A 21,934-nucleotide genomic window follows, 5' to 3' on the forward strand; every position below is an offset into this window, starting at 1 on the left:
ATTGTTAGCCAAGAGTGCCGAGCGTGGAATCAGAAGTCAGTCGGGTTCAACTCATTCATGATCCGCGCGCGTTGCATGACGATCCGTTACTGGATGGTCTGCTCGCTCTTTGCATGCTGCACCAGAAGCCTGCCAGCGCGGCAATGCTGACCACTGGTCTGCCGCTGCCTCAGCAGCGCTTGAGTGTTGACTTGCTGCCTCGCGCGGCAGCTCGCGCGGGGCTGCAGGGGCGGGTACTGCAGCGCAAACTGCAAGATATTCCGGCGATTGCCATGCCGGCATTGTTGCTGCTCAAGGACGGTCGCAGTGCCGTCCTGCTCGGCTGGCAAGGCGAAGATCAGGCGCGGGTACTTCTCAGCGAAAGCGATGGCGGTGAATCCCTGGTCAACCGTGAGCTGTTGGCCGATGACTACACTGGCAAGGTCTTTTTCGCTCAGCCCCAGCACAAATTCGACGTCAATCACGGCACGCTGATTCCGCGTGCACGCTCATGGTTCCGCGACACCCTCAAGCGTTCGCGCTGGTTGTACGCTGACGCCATCGCCGCCAGTTTTCTGATCAATATCATCGCCATGGCCGCGCCGTTGTTCGTGATGAACGTTTACGACCGCGTGGTGCCGAACCAGGCCGAAGCAACGCTATGGGTGCTGGCTCTCGGTATCTCTGGCGCCTACCTCTTCGACCTGATCCTCAAAAGCCTGCGCAGTCTGTGCCTGGATCTGGCCGGCAAGAAAACCGACCTGATTATCTCGGCCACGCTGTTCGAGCGCATCGTCGGCATGGCAATGAAATACCGGCCGGCCAGGGTTGGCAGCTTTGCCCAGAACATCCATGAATTCCAGAGCCTGCGCGATTTCCTCGCCTCGCTCACGCTCACCAGCCTGATCGACTTGCCGTTCACGATTTTGATTTTTATCGTCATTGCGATCCTGGGCGGGCATCTGGTGTGGATACCGGTGCTGGCGTTCCCGATTGCCCTGGCTATCGGCTATGCCTTGCAAAAACCCCTGGTGGCGACAATGGAGCGCACCATGGCCTTGGGCGCCGAGCGTCAGTCGAGCCTGATCGAAACCCTGGCCGGCCTGGATGCGGTGAAGGTCAACAACGCCGAAAGCGAGCGTCAGTACCAGTGGGAGCAGACCATCGGCACCCTCAGTCGCCTTGAACTGCGGGTGAAAATGCTTTCCGGCCTGGCGATGAACATCACCCTGCTGATTCAACAGTTGGCCGGGGTGATCATGATCGTCTTCGGTGTATACCGGATCATTGCCGGTGACCTGACCATGGGTGGCCTGGTTGCTTGCTACATGCTCAGTGGCCGAGCGCTGAGCCCGCTGGCGTCGCTGTCCGGGCTGCTGACACGCTTTCAGCAGGCGCAGGTGACCATGAAGTCGGTCGACCAGATGATGGAGTTGCCTCAGGAGCGCAATTTCGAAGAGCGCCCACTCAGCCGCAAAGTGTTGCAAGGCGCCATTGAGTGTCGCCAGTTGAACTTCACCTACCCGGAACAGCAAAACCCGGCGCTGAAAAATATCAGTCTGGCGATTCGCCCCGGCGAGAAGATCGGCATCATCGGCCGTAGCGGCTCGGGCAAAAGTTCGCTGGCGAAACTGCTGGTAGGCCTGTATCAGCCCGATGACGGTGCGTTGCTGGTGGATGGTGTGGATATTCGCCAGATCGATGTCAGCGAGTTGCGCTACAACATCGGCTACGTACCCCAAGACATTCAATTGCTCGCTGGCACCTTGCGCGACAACTTGGTTTGCGGCGCGCGTTATGTCGAGGATGAGCTGGTGCTGCAAGCCGCCGAGCTGGCCGGCGTTCACGAATATGCCCGCCTGCACCCGCAGGGGTATGAGCTGCAAGTCGGTGAGCGTGGGCAGAACTTGTCGGGCGGTCAGCGGCAAAACGTCGCCCTGGCCCGTGCATTGTTGCTTAATCCACCGATCTTGCTGCTCGACGAGCCAACCAGCGCCATGGATAACACCGGCGAAGAGCGCCTCAAGCAGCGTCTGGCCGCTGTTATTGAAAACAAAACCGTGGTGCTGGTGACACACCGGGCATCGCTGTTGTCGCTAGTGGACCGACTGATCGTGATCGACCGTGGGCAAATACTTGCCGACGGCCCGAAAGCCGCGGTGATGGAAGCGTTGAAGAAGGGGCAGATCAGTGTTGCTTAAGTCGGGTAAGGATTCGATCCGTCGCTACTTCAAAGGCTCCGCATCGCTGCAGGGCCAGCCGCTGCCGGAGGTCAACAAGGCGTTGATCGAGGACGCACCGCGGGTGGTGCGGCTGACGATCTGGGCGATCATCGCATTCTTTGTGTTTCTGATGCTCTGGGCCAACTTCGCGGTCATCGACGAAGTGACCAAGGGCGACGGAAAGGCGATTCCATCGTCGAAGATCCAGAAAATCCAGAACCTTGAGGGCGGTATCGTTGCCGAGCTGTTCGTCAAGGAAGGCCAGATCGTCGAAGCCGGTGCCCCGCTGATTCGCCTGGACGACACGCGATTTGCTTCGAACGTCGGCGAAACCGAGGCTGATCGGTTGTCGATGCAGCTGCGGGTCGAACGTCTGAGCGCCGAGGTCGAAGATCGCCCGCTGAACTTCCCCGACGATGTACTGAAGGCTGTGCCGGGCCAGGCCAAGAGCGAAGAGTCGCTCTATATCAGCCGGCGCCAGCAGTTGCACGATGAAATCGGCGGCTTGCAGGAGCAGTTGATCCAGCGTCAGCAAGAGCTGCGCGAATTCACTTCAAAGCAGGCGCAGTATCGCCAGCAATTGGGCTTTCAGCGCCAGGAAATCAGCATGTCCGAGCCGTTGGTGGCCCAGGGCGCGGTATCGCCGGTGGAAGTCTTGCGCCTCAAGCGTGCCGAAGCGGAGACCCGTGGACAGCTCGACGCCACTACGCTGGCAATTCCGCGAGCAGAGTCGGCGATCAAGGAAGTACAGCGCAAAATCGACGAAACTCGCGGCAAGTTCCGTAGCGAAGCCCTGACCCAGCTCAATGAAGCACGCACCGACCTGAACAAGGCCCAGGCCACCGGCAAGGCCCTGGAAGACCGGGTTAGCCGGACGCTGGTCACATCGCCGGTGCGGGGTATCGTCAACAAGTTGCTGGTCAATACCATTGGCGGGGTTATCCAACCAGGCAGCGACCTGGTGGAGATCGTGCCGCTGGACGACACGTTGCTGGTCGAGGCGAAGATCCGTCCGCAGGACATCGCGTTCCTGCATCCGGGGCAGGAAGCGACGGTTAAATTTACCGCCTATGACTACACCATCTACGGTGGCTTGAAGGCCAAGCTGGAACAGATCGGCGCCGATACCATCACCGATGAAGACAAGAAAACCACTTACTACGTGATCAAGTTGCGCACCGAGCGCAGCCACTTGGGCACCGACGAAAAACCCCTGCTGATCATTCCGGGGATGGTGGCCTCGGTGGACATCATTACCGGCAAGAAGACCATTCTTAGCTACCTGATCAAACCGATCATCAAGGCGCGGGCCGAGGCACTGCACGAGCGCTAGATCTTCAGTGGATTCAGTGGCCCCTTCGCGGGCAAGCCCGGCTCCTACAAGGCTCTCTGTCGAACACATGATCATGTATTCGGCACAAAACCTGTAGGAGCCGGGCTTGCCCGCGATAGCGTCCGTCAAAACACCACAACCCTGTCAATAAGTGACAAATAACGTCACGCCGAAATCCACCCAGGGCCTTTTCAATCGCCATATCGTTATTCATTAACGGTATTTAAATTTAAATTCTTATACCTATAAAGTCACTCTCCTGCGTACCTGCCGACCAATCGGCGCGCCGCACGACACGAACCAACACGGGATCTCCGTGAGTTTCTGATCGACGCGCGCCTTTGAGCGCGCCGTGCGTGGGAGTGATTTATGTCTGCTGCTTCAGCTTCGCCAAGCATCGCGTCACAGTTTTTTGAAATCCGCCCGTTCAGCGGAGCGGTAGGCGCTGAGATCATCGGTCTGGACCTGTCCCGCCCGATCAATGATGACGATTTTTCCCGCATTCACCGTGCGCACCTGGACCATCACGTCGTGGTGTTCCGCGACCAGCGCATTACCCCTGAACAACAGATCGACTTCAGCCGCCGTTTCGGCGTGTTGCAGATCCACGTGCTCAAGCAGTTCCTGCTGGCCGATCACCCGGAAATCCTCATCGTTTCCAACATTGTCGAGAACGGCCAGAACATTGGCCTCGGTGATGCCGGCAAGTTCTGGCACTCCGATCTCTCCTACAAGGAACTGCCAAGCCTGGGCTCGATGCTGCACGCCCAGGAACTGCCATCGGAAGGCGGCGACACCCTGTTCGCCGACATGCACAAAGCCTGGGACAGCCTGCCCGAGGCGCTACGCAAAGCGGTTGAAGGTCGCTCGGCGGCGCACTCCTACACCGCGCGTTACAGCGAAACCAAATTCGAAGGCAACTGGCGCCCGACCCTGACCCCAGAACAGCTCGCTCAGGTCGCCGAGGTGATCCATCCGGTGGTGCGCACGCACCCGGAAAACGGCCGCAAAGCGTTGTTCGTCAGCGAGGGCTTCACCACCCGCATCGTTGGCCTGCCGGAGGACGAGAGCCAGCAACTATTGGCTGAGCTCTACGCCCACAGCGTATTGCCGCAAAACATCTACCGCCATCAATGGCAGCCCCACGACCTGGTGTTCTGGGACAACCGTTCGCTGATCCACCTTGCCGCCGGTTGCCCCAGCCACCTGCGCCGCAAGCTGTATCGCACCACCATCCAGGGCGACGCGCCTTTCTGATTTGTCGGAGATCCGATCATGTCCAAACGTCTTCCATTCGCACCGCTGGCCGCGGCCATCGGCCTGGGTTTCAGTCTGATCGCCGGCAGCCTGGTAGCGCCAACCGTGGCCCACGCCGAAGGTGAAATTCGCATCGCCGAACAGTTCGGCATCGTTTATCTGCTGCTCAACGTCGTGCGCGATCAGAACCTGATCGAGAAGTATGGCAAGCAAGAAGGCATCGACATCAAGGTCGACTGGACGCAGCTCTCCGGCGGTGCGGCGGTCAACGATGCGTTGCTCTCCGGTTCCATCGACATTGCCGGTGCCGGCGTTGGTCCGCTGCTGACCATCTGGGACCGCACCCACGGTAAGCAGAACGTCAAGGCCGTGGCCTCCCTGGGCAACTTCCCGTACTACCTGGTGAGCAATAATCCCAAGGTCAAAACCATTGCCGACTTCACCGAGAAGGACCGTATCGCGGTGCCGGCCGTGGGCGTTTCCGTGCAGTCGCGCTTCCTGCAATACGCGGCCGCCAAACAGTGGGGTGACAAGGAATTCAATCGCCTGGACAAGTACACCATCGCCGTTCCGCACCCCGATGCCACGGCGGCGTTGATCGCCGGCGGCACCGAGTTGACCGGGCACTTCTCCAACCCGCCATTCCAGGACCAGGCGCTGGAAAACAAGAATGTGCATGTGGTGTTGAACACCTACGACCTGCTCGGGCCGAACTCGCCGACAGTGCTATTCGCCACCGAGAAATTCCGCAACGAAAACCCGAAAACCTACAAAGCGTTCATCGATGCCCTGACCGAAGCGGCCACGTTTGCGCAGAACGATAAAGGCGCGGCAGCGGACACCTATATCCGCGTCACCAAGGCCAAGATCGACCGCGCCGAGTTGCTGAAAATCATCGACAACCCGCAGTTCGAATTCAGCGTCACGCCGAAAAATACCTACCCGCTGGCCGAGTTCCTCTACCGCGTCGGCGCGATCAAAAACAAACCGGATTCGTGGAAGGATTACTTCTTCCAGGACGCCAAACCGCTGCAAGGGAGCTGATTTGCATGAACGCGCCCTTGCAAGGCCACACGGTCAGCAAACCGGCCACGGCAGCCCAAGCGCTGCTGTCGGTCGATAACGTCAGCCTGGAATACCGCACGCCGCAGCGAGTGGTGCGGGCGACCCATCAAGTCAGTTTCGAGATCGATCCGGCGGACCGTTTTGTCCTGCTGGGTCCCTCCGGTTGCGGCAAGTCGACTCTGCTCAAGGCCGCCGCCGGATTCATCCAGCCGGTTGAAGGCGAAATCCGCCTGCAAGGCCAGCGCGTGAATGCGCCGGGGCCGGACCGGATCGTGGTGTTCCAGGAATTCGATCAGCTGCCGCCCTGGAAAACCGTCAAACAGAACGTGATGTTTCCGCTGCTGGCCTCCCGAACCCTGAAGAAAAAAGAAGCCGAAGAACGCGCGCTGCATTACCTGGAGAAGGTCGGACTGGCGGCATTTGCCGACGCCTATCCGCATACACTGTCCGGTGGCATGAAGGCGCGGGTGGCCATTGCCCGGGCCTTGGCCATGCAGCCGAAAATCCTCCTGATGGACGAACCCTTCGCCGCCCTCGACGCCCTGACCCGACGCAAGATGCAGGAAGAATTGCTGCTGCTCTGGGAAGAGGTGCGCTTCACGTTGCTGTTCGTCACCCACTCCATCGAAGAAGCGCTGGTGGTGGGCAATCGCATCCTGTTGCTGTCACCGCATCCGGGGCGGGTGAGGGCGGAAGTCCACAGCCATCAATACGATTTGCATAGCCTTGGCGGCGTGGCGTTTCAGGAATCGGCGCGGCGTATTCATCGGTTGTTGTTCGATGAGGGTCAGTCGCCGGAAACCGAGCGTGAACTGGATTTCACCGATATCCGTATCGCTTATTGAGCCGTTTGAGAGGAGGGCCCGATGAGCCATTTATCATCCCCGCGTGAAGAATTCGAGACCGTATTGCAACCGCTGACCAGTGTGCCGCTGGAACGCGAATTGCCCCTTGGTCAACGTTTGTGGCAACAGGGTTGGCTGCGCAAAAGCCTGATCCTGATTTTGCTCGCCGTACTATGGGAAGCCGTCGCCCGTTATCAGAACAACGACCTGCTGCTGCCGAGCTTCCTGCAAACCGCCAATGCGTTGTACGACGGCCTGCTCAGCGGCGAATTACTGGGCAAGGTGTGGATTTCCCTGGTGGTGCTGCTCAAGGGTTACCTGATCGGCATCGTCCTGGCATTCGGCCTCACCACCCTAGCGGTCTCGACTCAGTTCGGCCGCGACCTGCTCAGTACCCTGACCTCAATGTTCAACCCGCTGCCGGCCATCGCCCTATTGCCACTGGCGCTGCTGTGGTTTGGCCTGGGGCAGAACAGCCTGATTTTCGTGCTGGTGCATTCGGTACTCTGGGCGCTGGCACTGAACACCTACGCGGGCTTTCTCGGTGTATCAGAAACCCTGCGCATGGCCGGGCGCAACTACGGCCTCAAGGGCATGCGGTTCGTGCTGTTCATCCTCATCCCCGCCGCGCTGCCATCGATCCTTGCCGGGCTGAAAATCGGCTGGGCGTTTGCCTGGCGTACGTTGATTGCCGCCGAACTGGTGTTTGGTGCGACCAGTGGAAAGGGCGGGTTGGGTTGGTACATCTTTCAGAATCGCAATGAGCTGTACACCGACAAGGTGTTTGCCGGGTTGGCGGTGGTGATTCTGATTGGGTTGCTGGTGGAGAATCTGGTGTTTGATTCGCTGGAGCGAGTGACGGTCAAACGGTGGGGGATGCAGCGGTAGTTGTCTGCATTTGTGCTGTTTGATCTGGCCTCTTCGCGGGCAAGCCCACTCCCACAGGTTTCTATTTTGAATACAAATCCTGCGTCCGACGCAAACCCCTGTGGGAGCGGGCTTGCCCGCGAAGAGGCCATCCGCCACGACTCACCCTTTGTGCCTTGCTTGTGATGGGCCTTTCAGCCTGCACCGTCGGCCCGGACTCCCAGAAACCCGAGGCCGTCTGGTCAGTCGCCTTTGCGAGCAAGCCCACTCCCACTGGATTATCGGTTGTTCAGAGGTTTTGTGGTCACACCGACCAAGTGTGGGAGTCGGTATATCCACTGGCCGTCGCGTCAGTCGTTGGCCTAAAGTGAGGGGCATATTCCGGTCGAGGTGAAGAAAGTGCTCATGGAGTTGCAAAGACAAGAGTCGTTGGTCAAGCCCCAACGATCTGGCCTGAACCCGATGTTGACCGGCGGCCTGCTGATTCTTGTGCTGGCCGCGCTGATTCGTTTTTACGACCTCACCGCCGCCGCCATCTGGGGCGATGAAGGTTCCAGTTTGTTGATGAGTCGCTACTCCCTGCCCGGGATCTGGGTTCATGCCGCTCATGACGTACACCCACCACTGTATTTCATGCTGCTGCACGGCTGGATCGAGCTGTTTGGCGACGGCATTTTCCCTCTCCGCAGCTTGAGTGCGTTGCCGGGGATTGTCGCGGTATTGCTGGGCATGTGGCTGGTTCGCTTGATGGCCACTCCTCGGGCGGCGTTGTTGGCCGGGTTGATGCTGGCGCTCTTGCCCACGGCGGTGCGCTACAGCCAGGAAGTGCGGATGTATGCGTGGCTGGGGGTGTGGTTGCTCGGGGCCACGATTGCGCTGGTGTATTGGGTCAAGCAACCCCGTCACACGCGTGCGCTGGCGATTTACGCACTGCTGATGACTGCCGGTTTTTACACCCACTATTTCACTGCGCTGTGCGTGCTGGTGCATTGGGCGTATTTGCTGGTGCTGCGTTTGCAGCCGACCCATCCCCTGAAGCTCATCCACCAACCGACCTGGTGGCTGGCAAACGTTGCAATTGTGGTGTTGTTTGCACCGTGGGTTCCCAGTTTGATCGATCTGATCCAGCATATGGACCAACTCAAGGCCAACGGTGATGTGGGTTGGGAATTGCCGGTCACGCTGAGCTCCCTGCCGTCGATGGTGTGGGATTTTCTGATCCAGGATGATGGAGATAACCTGCCGTGGCTGCTGTTCGGTACGCTTCCGGCGCTGTTGCTGGTCGTGATCGTGATGACGGTTCTGCGTGATCGCAGCCGGTATCGCTGGAGTGTCCTGCTGGCGCTCTACACCCTGTTGCCGATGTTGCTGGTCTACGGCGTTTCCTTCATTTCGCCGGTGTTCATCGAGCGCTATCTGAACGCCTTTGCCCTGGGCTTGCCACTGGTCATGGCCCTGGCCATCGACCGCTTGTTTCAGGGTTTTCGCCTGCTGGCGTTCGGATTGCTGGCGCTGTTCGTCGGCACCGAACTGGTCGGCCTGAAAACCAATGCCACTGTCGATGTGAATGACCAAGCCAGCGTGATGGTCGAGTTTGTTAATCAGCATTATCAGGCGGGGGACCGGATCGTCATCAGCGACATGCTCTGGTACATGCCCTATGTCTATTACAACCGCACCGATGCAGCGCCGATGCTCTATACCCCACCCTTGGCCGATGGCAGCTCCAGTCGCCCGAACGACTACGGCTTTGGCACATTGGTCAACGGCGACGCGCAAAGGATCTATCTCGATCACCTCCAACAATTGCCCAGAGGAACCGGGCGCGTGTGGCTGATCAGCACGGCCGACCAACCGGACGAATTCGCGCCGCTGCCCGATGGCTGGCAAAAAGTCAGGGAGACCGAGGCGGGTAATAACCGGGCGCGGTTGTTCGTGATGGGCACCGAGTCCCGTTGATGGAAAAAACTGTAGGAGCGAGCATGCTCGCGATGGACTCAAGGGCGCCGCGTTGAGTCAGTTGACACGCGTCATCGTTAACGACCATCGCGAGCATGCTCGCTCCTACATTTATGATTTCTGTGATAGATCGGCCATGCCCTTGAGCAATTCGATGGGCAACGGAAAGACGATGGTCGAACTCTTGTCACCGGCAATCGAACTCAACGTCTGCATGTACCGCAACTGCATGGCACCAGGCTGTCGACCAAGCATTTCGGCGGCTTGCATGAGTTTCTCCGAGGCCTGCAATTCACCTTCGGCGTGAATTACTTTGGCTCGGCGTTCACGTTCCGCTTCGGCCTGGCGGGCGATGGCGCGGATCATCGATTCGTTGAGGTCCACGTGCTTGATCTCGACGTTGGCCACTTTGATGCCCCAGGCATCGGTCTGGGCGTCGAGTACTTGCTGGATATCGATATTCATCCGTTCACGTTCGGCCAGCAATTCATCGAGTTCGTGCTTGCCGAGCACCGCGCGCAAGGTGGTTTGCGCCAGTTGGCTGGTGGCCATGAGGAAGTCTTCGACCTGGATGATGGCCTTCTGTGGATCGAGGACGCGGAAATACAGCACCGCATTGACCTTGACCGAAACGTTGTCGCGGGTGATCACGTCCTGTGCCGGCACATCGAGCACAACGGTGCGCAGATCGACGCGGACCATTTGCTGGATCACCGGAATCAACAGGATCAGGCCCGGACCCTTGACCTGCCAGAAGCGGCCGAGCTGGAACACCACCCCGCGCTCGTATTCGCGCAGGATGCGGAACGTCGCGCCTGCCAATGCGATCAGCAATAACAGGAGCGCGGCAAAACCCAGCTGCAAACCCATGGCTATTCTCCCATCGATACCGCGTCAGTCGCGGCCACTTCCAGCAGTAATCCCTTGCGTGCTACCACCTGGACTCGCTGCCCGATTTGCAACGGCTTGGCGCTCGATACTTGCCAGCGTTCACCCTGCAAATGCACCCAGCCTTGACGGGCGTCGCCGGCCTGCAACGCCAATACCGGCGTCACACTACCCAGCAGTCCGGCGTCGCCGCTGACGGTATGGCGCGGTCGGGTTTTCAGGGCGCGGATCAGCAGGAATATCAGGAGCAGGGCGCTGATCAGCCCCAGGCCGATCATCAAGGGGGCGGGCAATTGCGCGTTGGTGAGGATCACCGCGCCGATCACGAACATCACGATCCCGCCCAGGCCAATCACGCCATAGTTGGGCAGGGCGGCTTCAGCGATCAAAAACGCAATGCCGAAGGTGATCAACCAGAGCCCGACGGGGTCGGGGGCCGGTACGCCGGCAGTGTCCGCGGCGAGAGCCGAGCCGCTCAACGCCAACAGCCATGCAATGGCAAAACAACGCGTCTTCACGTGACCCTCCGGGAGAGTCGCTGGTGGTTCTGTATACAGTTTAGTTGACGCACCACTTGTATGAATTTTGCGCAGTTGTCGCTCTGGCCGATGGGCGGATTTCCCGCCGGATCAGCCCCGCGGGCCTAGACTTTCACTACGGAGAAAAGCGTCAACCATCGTCCGCCCCAAGTGATGGCGGACACCGAGGTGCATCATGCGTATGGCAAAAACCGTGCAGAGAAGTCTGGACAGGGCTCAATGCGACTACGACATTGTTAGCCATCCTCATTCGGCCAGCAGCCTTGAAACCGCACGGGTCGCGGGCATTCCCGCCGAACGGGTGGCCAAATCCGTCATCCTCGATGACAACCACGGGCATTACCTGATGGCGGTGCTGCCCGCCAGCCGTCACCTGGACCTGAGCAAAGTCCGCAGCAGCGGTGAATGGCAGGTTTCCCGGGAAAGCAATCTGCCGCACCTGTTCGAAGACTGTGAACGCGGCGCTGTGCCTGCCCTGGGCGAAGCCTATGGGCTGGACGTGGTCATCGACCCCTTGCTGACCCGACAGAAGGACATCTATCTGGAAGCCGGCAACCACATCAACCTGCTGCACATGAACGTGCCCGACTTCCTGAAAATGGTGCCGCATGCGGAGGTGCGGGAGGTGAGTACTTAGATATGCGGCGTCTTCACGGACACCATCGCGAGCAAGCCTCGTTCCTACAGCTTGTGCATACCCCTGTAGGAGCAAAGCTTGCTCGCGATTGACCACAAAGCGGTCACCCTAATTCATTAACAGGAGCCCGACATGGAAAACCCAACCCACAGCCTCCCCTCACTGTTCAAACAACTCGGCTTGCCCGACGACGCCGAGAGCATCGACAAATTCATCGCCACCCATTCACCGCTCAAACCGGAACTGCATTTGGCAGACGCGTTTTTCTGGAGCAAGGCCCAGGCGGACTTTCTGCGTGACGAGGTGTTGGACGACGCCGATTGGGCGGAAGTGGTGGATCAACTGGATGTGCTGTTGAGGAAGGGGCGGGGGGTGTAGACGCTCAATGCTCTTGTGGCCACTGTCGGGAGGTATGAACCAGGGCAAGAATCCAAATGGCATCCAGCGCCTGTTCATAAACAATGCGATAACTCTGATGCGGAATGAGTTCGCGAGTGCCGGCTATGATTCCAGCCGGGCCGTATTCAGGATATTGGGCCAATCTGGATACTGCATCGCTGAAGCGATTGTCCATGTCGATGGCCGCTTTTGGGTTAACGGCGTGCAGGTAATCCCAAATGTCTGCACGATCCTGTGCTGCGTCTTTCGTCCAGATTATCTTCATTCCGATATGGCTGCTCGCCGACGCCTGGCGGCGAACTCTGCTTCAACTTCCTCATTCGTCAGCCCGTCATCCTTACGCATCGACATACGCGCGACATCCACTTTGCGCTGCAAGAATGCTTCGTACTCACGTGACTCTCGTTGTGTTTGAACAAATTGACGCATCAATTCTCGAACAATTTGCGAGGCAGGGCGGTGGGCGGCTTCGGCTTCGGCCATGAACTGCTCGCGCAGATCTGACTCGAGCTTCATCGTAAACACGGCTTGTTTTGACATTGGTTGGTCCCTGCTTGGTGTAATGAAAAAGTATATACAAATTCATTACGTCGGTTATCCAACTATCCTTCCGTCACGACGGATGGATTCCAAAGTGTTTCAAAACTTGACGAAAAATCCCCTCCAATGCGATATTGATAGTTAGCAAACTAACAGTATGGGCATTCCCTCGTGCCAAACGACCTCGACGCTCTACAAAAGAACATCAGCAGCTCCATGGTGGTGGCCGCGCGGCATTGGCGGAAGATCTGCCAGACCAAGCTGGTCAACTATGGAATCTCCGAAGCCTGTGCCGTCCCGTTGTTGATGATTGGGCGCCTGGGCGATGGTGTGCGGCAGGTGGCGGTGGCGCAGGCGTCGGGGATGGAGAGCCCGTCCCTGGTGCGGTTACTGGACCAGCTATGCCATGCCGGCCATGTCTGCCGCACCGAAGATGCCCAAGACCGTCGTGCCAAATGCCTGAGCCTGACCGAAAGCGGTCGCACACTGGTGCAAACGGTCGAAATGGAACTGGTGCGTTTGCGCAACCAAGTGCTCGAAGGCATCGACCAGCGTGATCTGGAAGCTACGCTGCGTGTATTGAGGGCTTTCGAATCGGCGGAACACATGCCAGTGGTCAATTCTTGAACGGTTTCTTTGCCGGCATGCCCCCGGCCCGCGACTGGTTCTATGGCGTGCGCACGTTCGCCGCCTCGATGATCGCGCTGTACATCGCCCTGCTCATGCAAATGCCTCGTCCTTACTGGGCGATGGCCACGGTGTACATCGTCTCCAATCCGTTTCTCGGCCCGACCACGTCCAAGGCGCTGTACCGCGCGATCGGCACCTTTGTTGGCGCAGCTGCAGCAGTGCTGTTCGTGCCCATGTTCGTCCAGAGTCCTTATGTGCTGGTGCTGGTCATTGCCCTGTGGACCGGCACGCTGCTGTTCCTGTCCTTGCACCTGCGCACCGCCAACAACTACGCCTTGATGCTCGCCGGGTACACCTTGCCATTGATCGCCCTGCCGGTGGTGGATAACCCGTTGGCGGTGTGGGACGTGGCCGAAGCGCGCACCGAAGAGATCTTTCTGGGGATCGCCGTCGCGGCAGTGATGAGCGCGATGTTCTGGCCACGGCGCCTGACGCCGGTGTTCAACGATTCGGTGAGCAAATGGTTTACCGATGCGTCGACCTATAGCCTGCGTTTTCTCGGCCGCAACGTGCAGCCCGAGGAAGTCAGCGCATTGCGCGCCTCGATGGTGACAACGTTCAACAGCCTGGAATTGATGATCGGCCAGTTGCCCCACGAAGGCTCGCGGCCACAAACCGTACGCAATACCAAGGAGTTGCGCGGGCGCATGATTCACCTGATGCCTGTGATCGATGCGCTCGACGATGCGTTGTACGCGCTGGAACGGCGCACGCCGGAGTTAGTGGAAAAATTCACGCCGTTGCTGGACGCCGCCACCGAATGGCTGCAGCACAAAGACGCTGACATCGACCGATGGCAGGCGTTAAAAGACCAACTCGAAGCCCTGCAACCGAGCCCCGAAGCGCTGGAAGATCGCAAGCAACTGCTGTTCTCCAACGCTATCTATCGTCTCGGCGAATGGATCGATTTGTGGCAGGACTGCCGCAGCCTGCAAATCGCCATCCAGTGCGAAAACCAGGACAGCTGGCGCGCGGTCTATCGGCACTGGCGCCTGGGCCGGCTGACACCATTTCTGGACCGTGGCCTGATGTTGTATTCGGCGGCGTCTACCGTCACCGCGATCATTGTCGCCTCGGTCCTGTGGATTCTGCTGGGCTGGACCGACGGCGGCGCCGCGGTGATTCTGGCGGCCGTGTCGTGCAGTTTCTTCGCCTCGATGGACGATCCGGCGCCGCAGATCTACCGGTTCTTTTTCTGGACGGCAATGTCGGTGCTGTTCGCCAGCCTTTACCTGTTCCTGGTGCTGCCCAACCTGCATGACTTCCCGATGCTGGTGCTGGCGTTCTCCGTGCCGTTCATTGTCATCGGCACTCTGACGGTCAAGCCGCAGTTCTATCTGGGCATGTTGCTGACCCTGGTCAACACCTCGTCCTTCATCAGTATTCAGGGCGCCTACGACGCCGACTTCCTCAGTTTCGCCAATTCCAACCTGGCCGGTCCCATGGGCTTGCTGTTTGCCTTCATCTGGACCCTGATCGCTCGGCCATTCGGTGCCGAGCTGGCGGCCAAGCGCCTGACCCGCTTCAGTTGGCGTGACATTGTCAGCCTGACCGAACCGGCCTCACTGGCCGAGCATCGGCACCTGGGTGTACAGATTCTGGATCGCCTGATGCAGCATTTGCCGCGTCTGGCCATGACCGGCCAGGACACCGGCATCGCCCTGCGGGAAGTACGCGTGGCGTTGAACATGCTCGACCTGCTCGCCTACACGCCAAGGATTCAGGGCCAAGCGCAAGCGTTACTGCGTCAGGTAGTGGCTGAGGTCGGCGAGTACTTCAAGGACTGTCTCAAGGCTGGCGAACGCCTGCCGGCGCCGAGTCCGTTGCTGATGACCATGGATCGCACCCGCCGTGCCCTGTCGGGCGCCGGTGACGATGAAACCCGTCGGCATCTGTTGCACGCCCTGAGCGGCTTGCGTCTGGCGTTGTTGCCTGGCGTCGAATTCGTCGGTTCCGCAGAGCTTGAAGAACCGCTTCCCCATGGCATCGATGGAGCGCCTTTATGATCGGTGATCTGGACATCAGCGGGGTGTTCTTGCCCACGTTGCTGGTGCTGATGGGTCTTACGTATGTGCTGTACCTACTGGTGCACGGGGCGCTGACGCGCCTGCACTTTTACCGCCTGGTCTGGCACCGGGCATTGTTTAACGTGGCTCTCTACGCCTTGCTGCTGGGCGCCGTGGACTCACTCAGTCGATACCTGATGACATGAAAAAACCTTTTTTGACCATCGGCCGTGTGGCGTTGACCCTGTTGATCGTGAGTTTCGCGGTCGTCGTGGTCTGGCGCATGGTGATGTATTACATGTTCGCCCCCTGGACCCGCGACGGGCACATCCGTGCCGACATCGTGCAGATCGCACCGGACGTGTCCGGTCTGATCCAGCAGGTTGAAGTGCGCGATAACCAGTGGGTCAAACGCGGGCAGGTGCTGTTCAGCATTGACCAGGACCGCTTCAAACTGGCCTTGCGCCAGGCGAAAGCGGCAGTGGCCGATCGCGAAGAAACCCTGGCCCAGGCCCAGCGTGAGGCCAAGCGCAACAAAGGCCTGGGCAACCTGGTGCCGGGCGAGCAACTGGAAGAAAGCCAGTCGAAGGTAGCCCGTGCCCAAGTGGCATTGATGGAAGCCCAAGTCGCAGTGGACAGTGCTCAGCTCAATCTCGACCGCTCGGTGATCCGCAGCCCTGTGGACGGTTACGTCAACGACCGCGCGCCGCGTACCCAGGAGTTCGTCAGCGCCGGGCGACCGGTGTTGTCGGTGGTCGACAGCAACTCCTTCCACATCGACGGTTATTTCGAGGAAACCAAGCTGGGCGGCATTCATGTTGGCCAGAGCGTCGATATCCGGGTGATCGGTGACAATGCGCGTCTGCGCGGGCATGTGGAAAGCATCGTCGCCGGTATCGAGGACCGCGATCGCACCAGCGGCAACAACCTGTTGCCCAACGTCAATCCGGCTTTCAGCTGGGTGCGTTTGGCCCAGCGGATTCCGGTACGAATTGCCTTCGATGACGTGCCGGCGGACTTCCGCATGATCGCCGGGCGTACCGCCACGGTGTCGATCATCGACGACAAAAACCAGGAGCCGGCGCAATGAGCAAGGCCTCGGGTTTGGCGGTCGCCGGATTGGGCTTGCTGTTGTCGGCGTGCCAGGCCGTTGGGCCTGACTATCACTTGCCGGACGAAGCGGCCATTCACCGCGAAGATTTGCAGGGCGAACTTGAGGTGAATGGTAAGCCGGTGGTCTCGGCGCCGGTGCCTGCCGATTGGTGGCGCCTGTACCACGACCCGCGACTCGACCAGTTGGTCCAGCAAGCCATGGCCTCCAATACCGACTTGCGCGTGGCAGCGGCGAGCCTGTCTCGGGCTCGCGCTCAGGTCGACGAAGCCGAGGCCGCGGGTGGCTGGAGCGGCGGCGTGAAGATGGGCGCCCAACGCTTGCAGGAATCCGGCGAAGCCTTTTTGCTGCCGGAAAAAGTGCCGGTGGCCAACATCGGCGATATCGCCATCAGCGCGTCGTACCAGTTCGACCTGTTCGGTAAGTTGCAGCGCGGTATCGAAGCGGCCAAGGCCAATGCCGATGCGACGCAAGCCGCCGCCGACACCGCGCGTATCACCCTGGTGGCCGACGTGGTGCGTGCTTACACCCAAGTGTGTGCGGCCAACGAAGAGCATGAAATCGCCCAACATTCCCTCGACTTGCAAGCCCAGAGCACCACGCTGATTCAACGTTTGCGCGACGCTGGGCGTGGCGATGAAACCCAGGTCACCCGTTCGCAAACCCAATTCAAATCCCTGCGCGCGGACATGCCTCGTTATGAGGCGGAGCGTCAGGCCGGGTTGTACCGTCTGTCGATGCTGCTGGCCAAGCCAGTGGATCAATTGCCAGCCGGCACCGCCACCTGTGACGAGTTGCCGAAAATCGCGCAATTGATACCTGTTGGCGATGGCGCAGCACTGCTCAAGCGCCGTCCCGATGTGAGGCAAGCGGAGCGTCGATTGGCGGCAGCCACCGCGACCATCGGCATCGCCACGGCTCAGCTGTACCCGGACGTCAGCTTCGGTGCGACGGTCGGCACCGTGGGTATCCTGGAGAACCTCGGCGAGCCCTCCACCAACCGCTGGGGTTTCGGACCTTCGCTGACCTGGAGCGTACCGACCAACGGTGCCCGCGCGCGCATCCGCGAAGCAGAAGCGGTCACTCAAGGTGCTCTGGCGCAGTTCGATGGCGTGGTACTCAATGCCATCCGCGAAACCCAGACCAGCCTGGCCCAGTATTCCGCGTTGCTGCAACGCCGCGACGCCCTGGCGGACGCCGAGCAATCGGCGAAACTGGCGGCTGACCAGACTCACCGTTTCTTCCAGGCTGGACGCGCGTCGTTCCTGGCCGACTTGCAAGCCACCCGCACCTACACCGATGTCCGTGCGCAGCTGGCCGCGGCCAACACGCAGGTTGCCGCTGGCCAGATCAATCTGTTTCTGGCCCTGGGTGGCGGCTGGGAAAGCGGACGAACGCAAGCGTCGAACGCCAGCAAACCCTGAGGCCGTTGCTATGCTTTGAAGTGTTGACGGGGCGTTCTTAAAAAACGCCCTTGCTTCGCACAAGGCTTGCGCAGGTCATGGGGAAACCAATAATGAAAAACCCTTATGCTCTCGGCTTCTGGTGTGCCGTCGTGGCGTTGGTGTTGCTCACGGCAACCTACTTCTACGGCATCATGCTGGCCCATCCGATCGACCAGGCGCTGACATTTCTTGACAGTGCCGTGGCATTGATCGCCACGATGTCCATCGCAGCGGTGGCCTGGGCGTCTGTCCAGACACAGCGGATCAAAAAAAGACAGCTCGAACAAGGCAAAACCCTGGTGTTGATCTGGGACACCAAGGTTGCGCTGCGCCGTGTCGAAACGGTGTTCGACCGCTATTTCTGGGGCAGCTACTGGCAACCGGGGCGCACGTTCCAGGAAGTCATGGGCGAACTCACCGGCACGCCGCTGGAAAAGAGCCTTGAAACCCTGAAGAAGCAATGTCTGGAGCTCGACAAACAAGTGGCTGACGACGGTCGGCACTGGCTCAACAATGCTCGGGAACTGGCCGATGTCGCCACCGCCATGGCCCGCGAGCGTTATCAACTGGACTTCTGCGACCCGCGTGGGGAAGTGACGGGCGGGGCGGTGATCAACCGGGATTTTGAAGTGCTGGTGTACACCTGGACCGCACGGCTCAAAACCTTTGATCATCAGTTGGACGAGATCGAAGTGCAGTATTCCTGAATTGATGCTGGCTGTTCTGACGCCATCGCGAGCAAGCTCAGCTCCTACAGGGAAACGCGAACCTCTGTAGGAGCTGAGCTTGCTCGCGATGGCGATTCAATGAACACCGAAACGCTCAAGCCTTACAACGATCCCACAGATACTCTTTAACCTTTAATCATTGGGCCGCCCCGCGCGCCTGATGCTAATCTGCACGCCATTTCAAGCGCAGTCGCGACCGCAACCCGACTTGGGTTCAGGGAAGACGACCACACCTTCACAACGGATATTGAACGGGTCATTCATGAATAAATCTGCAGGCGTGCTACTGGGAATCGTTGTCGCCATCGGTGCAATCAGCGTCGGCGGTGCCTGGTACACCGGCACCAAAATCGAAAGCGTGCTGAACACCACCCTGGCGGACGCCAACCAGCAATTGCAGGCCGCGATGGTCGGACACAAGGGCACGGCGTCCGTGGAGTTGGTGTCGCTGGAGCGCCACCTGTTCAGCAGCACCGCGCACTATCGCCTCAAGGCTGAAGGAGAAATGTTCGGCGAGGCGCCGGTCGAGTTGCTGTTCGTCGATCGTCTCGAACACGGTCCGTTGCCGTTCTCGCGGCTGGTGTCGCTGAAGTGGCTGCCGGTGATGGCCACCAGTCATTACGAATTGGAAAAAACACCACTCACGGAAAAATGGTTCGCCGCCACCAAGGACGCTTCGCCGCTCAAGGGCGTGGTCAGCATTGGCTACGACAACTCCACCAACGGCACTCTGGAGTTGCTGCCGCTGGAGTCGGCGCTGGATGAAAAATCCAGCCTGAAGTTCTCCGGTCTTAAGGTCGACGTCTCGGCCAGTGCCCAGGCGCAGAAGGTCAAGGCCGACGGCTACATGGACAGCTTGAAGTTGACCACCGTTGCCGAAGATCAGGCACCGGTGCAGGTCGAATTGAATGGTCTGACCCTGGCCAGCAACCTGACCAAAAGCACCTACGGTTACTACACCGGCGAGAACACCCTTGAGCTGAATAACAGCAAAACCACCTTCGGCCCGAAACAATCGGTGTTGGGCTTCAAGAATTTCGAAATGAAGAACCAGTCTCAGGAATCGGGTACCAGCGCGTCCGGGCGTGCCGATTACAAGATTGGCGAAGTGTCCCTGAACGGCAAGACGGTGGGGTCTGCACACTTGGCCATGAGCCTGAAGAACCTCGACATTCCGTCCACCCTGTCGCTGATGCAGATCTACCAGACCAAACTGCAACCGTACGAGCAGGCTGCCGCCCAAGCGACCGAGGCCGGCCTGCCGGTGCCGGAACTGAAGTTGACCGAAGCCGAAGAGGCACAGCTCAAGGCCAATCTGGAGCAACTGCTCGCTGCCGGTCCGAAGTTGGCCCTGGAGAACCTGTCCTTCAATACCGCCAACGGTGAAAGCCGCGCCAATCTGGTGCTCGATCTGACCAAGCCGCCTTCAATCGACCTGCCGTCCGACCAGTTGATTCGCCAGTTGATCGCACTGCTGGACATCAATGTGCAAGTGTCCAAGCCGATGATCGTTGACGTGCTCACCGTGCAGTCGCAAATCGACGGCCAGACCGATGCCAAACTGATCGCCGATCAAGCGACGGCTACGGCCGACATGTTCAGCAGCATGGCCGTCGGTAGCCAGCTGGCCAAACTGGACGGCAACAACGTGGTCAGCAAACTGCACTACGCCAACAATCAAGTGGAGTTCAACGGCCAGAAAATGACCGTCGAAGAGTTCGTCGGTTTCCTGATGAGCAAATTTGGCGGGACTGTCGAAGTTCAGTAAGACATGCACTCGTGTAGGAGCTGCCGAAGGCTGCGATCTTTTGATCTTGAAAATCAAAAGATCGCAGCCTTCGGCAGCTCCTACACGGGTAGCATGAGGCGCAAGATCGTTTCACTCCCTAATTAAACGCCACGCCTCGTCTACCGCCAGCGGCTGCTTCATCCGCTCGGCCAGCATCGCCACGGTCTGCTCTTCATCGCAGGCCACGACGGCCGTCACCACGCCGTTCTTGCCAAACAAGCCAATAAAGGGCGGATTGAACGGATCTCCCTTGAATTCGACGTCGTCCCCGGCTTGCGCGTGGCCCAGATAGTCGTAGTTTTTACCGAAGTGCCAAGTCCAGAAGTACGGCACGTCGAGGTAATGCTCATCGCCACCGAGCATGTTTGCGGCGGCGATCCGCGCCTGCTGTTGCGCCAGGCGCCAGTGTTCGATACGCAGGGACTGGCCGTTGAGCGGGAACGTCGCAATGTCACCCGCCGCCCAGAGCCCGTCCGTGACGCGCATGCCACCGTCGACCCGTAGCGAGAGGTCCTTTTCCGTCGGTAAATCGGCAAACGCTGCGGTCGCCGGACTTACGCCGATTCCCGCCAGGACCAGGTCCGCTGGCAACCGGGTGCCATTGCTCAGTCGCACCGCTTCGACCTTGTTTGCTCCTTCGATCTGCGTGGCTTCGCCCTCGGTATGAAACACCACACCATTGGCTTGATGCAGTGCCAGGATCGCCTGGCCGACGGTCTCGCCGAACTGTTTAGCCAAAGGCACCGGCGCGCGAGCCAGAACAGTGACGTCGAGGCCGTATTGGCGCAGGGACGAAGCGGATTCCATGGCGATAAAGCTGTCGCCGATGATCACCGCTCTCTGACCGGGTTTGGCGCTTTGCAGGATCTGCTGCGCATGCTCCCTCGAGCGTAAAACAAACACTTGCGGCAGGTCGGCGCCGGGTATCTCCAGCTGTTTGGGCGTGCCGCCGGTTGCCAGCAGTGCGGCGTCATAGTCCAGCGATTGGCCATCGCTCAGGTGTAGGGTTTGGCCTTGGGAGTCCAGGTCCGTCACTGCAGCGTTGATTCGTTCAATTCGCTGTTGTTTATAAAAATCTTCATCGCGCAGCGGCGGGACATCATCCGGTGGCGTCTCTCCGGAAATCACAAATTTGCTCAGGACCGTGCGGTCGTATCCGGCAGCGCATTCGCGGTCGATCAACAGTACGCGGCCGCCAAAACCCTTTTCGCGCAGTGCCGATGCCGCCGCCGTACCTGCGGCGCCAGCACCGACAATCACAAAAGTTCGCTCATCATCGGCCGGCGGCGTATGGGCATCCGCCAGCGGTTGATCATCCACCCAGACCTCGCCGTCACGCACTTCGATGGGGTAGCGCTTGAGGTTGTCGAGGGCCGGTGGTTCACACAACCCGCCATCCTCGATGCGAAATTGAGCTTTGTGCCATGGGCAGGTCAGGCGCCCATTGCACAGCGCGCCGTCAACCAGTGGCGCTCCGGCGTGAGGGCATTCGCCTTGATAGGCGCGCATTTGATCGCCGACCTTCAACAGCAGGATTTTGCTGTCCGCGATCCGGACTTCCAGGCCGCGATTGTCGGGAATATCGGCGAAACGGGCGACGCGATGCAGGGTCATGATCGCTCTCCAGGCAGGCGT

The 21,934-nt window shown here is 59.5% G+C and carries 21 protein-coding genes; 16 read left to right on the forward strand and 5 right to left on the reverse strand.

The genetic code is table 11. The annotated features are described in order from the left end of the window. Positions 1-23 precede the first annotated feature (23 nt). The 7 genes from ABTV22_RS00655 to ABTV22_RS00685 all read left to right on the forward strand — a co-directional run bounded on the left by ABTV22_RS00655 (position 24) and on the right by ABTV22_RS00685 (position 9,527). Entirely contained in the window at positions 24-2,180 is a 2,157-nt protein-coding gene (locus tag ABTV22_RS00655; RefSeq protein ID WP_433738076.1) for a type I secretion system permease/ATPase, read from the forward strand. Continuing rightward, positions 2,170-3,534, forward strand: coding sequence for an HlyD family type I secretion periplasmic adaptor subunit (locus ABTV22_RS00660; protein ID WP_433738077.1), 1,365 nt, complete (start codon positions 2,170-2,172; stop codon positions 3,532-3,534). The genes ABTV22_RS00655 and ABTV22_RS00660 overlap by 11 nt, the downstream gene beginning before the upstream one ends. A 369-nt stretch (positions 3,535-3,903) precedes the next feature. Continuing rightward, positions 3,904-4,791: a TauD/TfdA dioxygenase family protein gene (locus ABTV22_RS00665; RefSeq protein WP_433738078.1), complete on the forward strand. Its 888-nt coding sequence runs from the start codon at positions 3,904-3,906 to the stop codon at positions 4,789-4,791. 18 nt (positions 4,792-4,809) lie between these two features. Then, a complete protein-coding gene (locus ABTV22_RS00670) occupies positions 4,810-5,835 on the forward strand; it encodes an ABC transporter substrate-binding protein (RefSeq protein WP_433738079.1) in 1,026 nt (341 codons plus the stop codon). Between the two features lie 5 nt (positions 5,836-5,840). Next, the gene (locus tag ABTV22_RS00675) at positions 5,841-6,701 is read left to right on the forward strand and encodes an ABC transporter ATP-binding protein (protein ID WP_433738080.1); all 861 of its coding nucleotides are present in this window, start codon (positions 5,841-5,843) and stop codon (positions 6,699-6,701) included. A gap of 21 nt (positions 6,702-6,722) precedes the next feature. Then, positions 6,723-7,589, forward strand: coding sequence for an ABC transporter permease (locus tag ABTV22_RS00680; protein ID WP_433738081.1), 867 nt, complete (start codon positions 6,723-6,725; stop codon positions 7,587-7,589). A gap of 441 nt (positions 7,590-8,030) precedes the next feature. Continuing rightward, a complete protein-coding gene (locus ABTV22_RS00685) occupies positions 8,031-9,527 on the forward strand; it encodes a glycosyltransferase family 39 protein (RefSeq protein ID WP_433741256.1) in 1,497 nt (498 codons plus the stop codon). 111 nt (positions 9,528-9,638) lie between these two features. Here the strand turns inward: ABTV22_RS00685 and ABTV22_RS00690 are convergent, their stop codons facing one another. After that, complete coding sequence (locus ABTV22_RS00690; protein ID WP_433738082.1) at positions 9,639-10,397, reverse strand: slipin family protein; 759 nt, start codon at positions 10,395-10,397, stop codon at positions 9,639-9,641. Between the two features lie 2 nt (positions 10,398-10,399). Continuing rightward, positions 10,400-10,933, reverse strand: coding sequence for an NfeD family protein (locus ABTV22_RS00695; RefSeq protein WP_433738083.1), 534 nt, complete (start codon positions 10,931-10,933; stop codon positions 10,400-10,402). A 196-nt stretch (positions 10,934-11,129) separates the two neighbouring features. On the opposite strand from ABTV22_RS00695, the gene ABTV22_RS00700 reads away from it, so the two are divergent. Beyond that, positions 11,130-11,591: an aminoacyl-tRNA deacylase gene (locus ABTV22_RS00700; RefSeq protein ID WP_433738084.1), complete on the forward strand. Its 462-nt coding sequence runs from the start codon at positions 11,130-11,132 to the stop codon at positions 11,589-11,591. Between the two features lie 132 nt (positions 11,592-11,723). Continuing rightward, positions 11,724-11,969: a DUF2789 domain-containing protein gene (locus ABTV22_RS00705; protein WP_433738085.1), complete on the forward strand. Its 246-nt coding sequence runs from the start codon at positions 11,724-11,726 to the stop codon at positions 11,967-11,969. 4 nt (positions 11,970-11,973) lie between these two features. Here ABTV22_RS00705 and ABTV22_RS00710 read toward each other — a convergent pair whose 3' ends face one another. Both ABTV22_RS00710 and ABTV22_RS00715 read right to left on the reverse strand, forming a co-directional pair. Beyond that, a complete protein-coding gene (locus tag ABTV22_RS00710) occupies positions 11,974-12,255 on the reverse strand; it encodes a type II toxin-antitoxin system RelE/ParE family toxin (RefSeq protein WP_433738086.1) in 282 nt (93 codons plus the stop codon). Beyond that, positions 12,252-12,530: an antitoxin of toxin-antitoxin stability system gene (locus ABTV22_RS00715; RefSeq protein ID WP_433738087.1), complete on the reverse strand. Its 279-nt coding sequence runs from the start codon at positions 12,528-12,530 to the stop codon at positions 12,252-12,254. Before ABTV22_RS00715 ends, ABTV22_RS00710 begins: the two co-directional genes overlap by 4 nt. Positions 12,531-12,746: 216 nt before the next feature. Here ABTV22_RS00715 and ABTV22_RS00720 point away from each other — a divergent pair, with 216 nt between their 5' ends. The 7 genes from ABTV22_RS00720 (at position 12,747) to ABTV22_RS00750 (ending at position 20,278) form a co-directional block, all read left to right on the forward strand. After that, on the forward strand, positions 12,747-13,157 hold the full coding sequence (locus ABTV22_RS00720; protein WP_433741258.1) for a MarR family winged helix-turn-helix transcriptional regulator: 411 nt from the start codon (positions 12,747-12,749) through the stop codon (positions 13,155-13,157). Further along, entirely contained in the window at positions 13,154-15,226 is a 2,073-nt protein-coding gene (locus tag ABTV22_RS00725) for an FUSC family protein (protein ID WP_433738088.1), read from the forward strand. The genes ABTV22_RS00720 and ABTV22_RS00725 overlap by 4 nt, the downstream gene beginning before the upstream one ends. Then, on the forward strand, positions 15,223-15,432 hold the full coding sequence (locus ABTV22_RS00730) for a DUF1656 domain-containing protein (RefSeq protein ID WP_433738089.1): 210 nt from the start codon (positions 15,223-15,225) through the stop codon (positions 15,430-15,432). Before ABTV22_RS00725 ends, ABTV22_RS00730 begins: the two co-directional genes overlap by 4 nt. Continuing rightward, complete coding sequence (locus tag ABTV22_RS00735) at positions 15,429-16,316, forward strand: efflux RND transporter periplasmic adaptor subunit (protein ID WP_433738090.1); 888 nt, start codon at positions 15,429-15,431, stop codon at positions 16,314-16,316. The genes ABTV22_RS00730 and ABTV22_RS00735 overlap by 4 nt, the downstream gene beginning before the upstream one ends. Further along, positions 16,313-17,761 (forward strand): efflux transporter outer membrane subunit, encoded by a 1,449-nt coding sequence (locus tag ABTV22_RS00740; protein ID WP_433738091.1) that lies wholly within the window; start codon positions 16,313-16,315, stop codon positions 17,759-17,761. The genes ABTV22_RS00735 and ABTV22_RS00740 overlap by 4 nt, the downstream gene beginning before the upstream one ends. A gap of 92 nt (positions 17,762-17,853) precedes the next feature. Further along, positions 17,854-18,489 carry an NADH:ubiquinone oxidoreductase subunit N gene (locus tag ABTV22_RS00745; protein WP_433738092.1) on the forward strand — a complete coding sequence of 212 codons (636 nt, stop codon included), beginning with the start codon at positions 17,854-17,856 and terminating at the stop codon, positions 18,487-18,489. A 283-nt stretch (positions 18,490-18,772) separates the two neighbouring features. Next, complete coding sequence (locus ABTV22_RS00750; RefSeq protein ID WP_433738094.1) at positions 18,773-20,278, forward strand: YdgA family protein; 1,506 nt, start codon at positions 18,773-18,775, stop codon at positions 20,276-20,278. A 111-nt stretch (positions 20,279-20,389) separates the two neighbouring features. Here ABTV22_RS00750 and ABTV22_RS00755 read toward each other — a convergent pair whose 3' ends face one another. Then, positions 20,390-21,913 (reverse strand): FAD-dependent oxidoreductase, encoded by a 1,524-nt coding sequence (locus ABTV22_RS00755; protein ID WP_433738096.1) that lies wholly within the window; start codon positions 21,911-21,913, stop codon positions 20,390-20,392. Positions 21,914-21,934: the final 21 nt, after the last annotated feature.

Source organism: Pseudomonas putida, from assembly GCF_050990305.1.
In the GTDB taxonomy this organism is placed as follows: Bacteria; Pseudomonadota; Gammaproteobacteria; order Pseudomonadales; family Pseudomonadaceae; genus Aquipseudomonas; species Aquipseudomonas putida_AH.

What these genes read in the sequence shown, in the direction of transcription:
- ABTV22_RS00665 (WP_433738078.1), top strand. Translation starts at nt 3,904, where the DNA reads ATGTCTGCTGCTTCAGCTTCGCCAAGCATCGCGTCACAGTTTTTTGAA.
- ABTV22_RS00670 (WP_433738079.1), top strand. Translation starts at nt 4,810, where the DNA reads ATGTCCAAACGTCTTCCATTCGCACCGCTGGCCGCGGCCATCGGCCTG.
- ABTV22_RS00675 (WP_433738080.1), top strand. Translation starts at nt 5,841, where the DNA reads ATGAACGCGCCCTTGCAAGGCCACACGGTCAGCAAACCGGCCACGGCA.
- ABTV22_RS00680 (WP_433738081.1), top strand. Translation starts at nt 6,723, where the DNA reads ATGAGCCATTTATCATCCCCGCGTGAAGAATTCGAGACCGTATTGCAA.
- ABTV22_RS00685 (WP_433741256.1), top strand. Translation starts at nt 8,031, where the DNA reads ATGTTGACCGGCGGCCTGCTGATTCTTGTGCTGGCCGCGCTGATTCGT.
- ABTV22_RS00690 (WP_433738082.1), bottom strand. Translation starts at nt 10,397, where the DNA reads ATGGGTTTGCAGCTGGGTTTTGCCGCGCTCCTGTTATTGCTGATCGCA.
- ABTV22_RS00700 (WP_433738084.1), top strand. Translation starts at nt 11,130, where the DNA reads ATGCGTATGGCAAAAACCGTGCAGAGAAGTCTGGACAGGGCTCAATGC.
- ABTV22_RS00705 (WP_433738085.1), top strand. Translation starts at nt 11,724, where the DNA reads ATGGAAAACCCAACCCACAGCCTCCCCTCACTGTTCAAACAACTCGGC.
- ABTV22_RS00710 (WP_433738086.1), bottom strand. Translation starts at nt 12,255, where the DNA reads ATGAAGATAATCTGGACGAAAGACGCAGCACAGGATCGTGCAGACATT.
- ABTV22_RS00715 (WP_433738087.1), bottom strand. Translation starts at nt 12,530, where the DNA reads ATGTCAAAACAAGCCGTGTTTACGATGAAGCTCGAGTCAGATCTGCGC.
- ABTV22_RS00720 (WP_433741258.1), top strand. Translation starts at nt 12,747, where the DNA reads ATGGTGGTGGCCGCGCGGCATTGGCGGAAGATCTGCCAGACCAAGCTG.
- ABTV22_RS00730 (WP_433738089.1), top strand. Translation starts at nt 15,223, where the DNA reads ATGATCGGTGATCTGGACATCAGCGGGGTGTTCTTGCCCACGTTGCTG.
- ABTV22_RS00735 (WP_433738090.1), top strand. Translation starts at nt 15,429, where the DNA reads ATGAAAAAACCTTTTTTGACCATCGGCCGTGTGGCGTTGACCCTGTTG.
- ABTV22_RS00740 (WP_433738091.1), top strand. Translation starts at nt 16,313, where the DNA reads ATGAGCAAGGCCTCGGGTTTGGCGGTCGCCGGATTGGGCTTGCTGTTG.
- ABTV22_RS00745 (WP_433738092.1), top strand. Translation starts at nt 17,854, where the DNA reads ATGAAAAACCCTTATGCTCTCGGCTTCTGGTGTGCCGTCGTGGCGTTG.
- ABTV22_RS00750 (WP_433738094.1), top strand. Translation starts at nt 18,773, where the DNA reads ATGAATAAATCTGCAGGCGTGCTACTGGGAATCGTTGTCGCCATCGGT.
- ABTV22_RS00755 (WP_433738096.1), bottom strand. Translation starts at nt 21,913, where the DNA reads ATGACCCTGCATCGCGTCGCCCGTTTCGCCGATATTCCCGACAATCGC.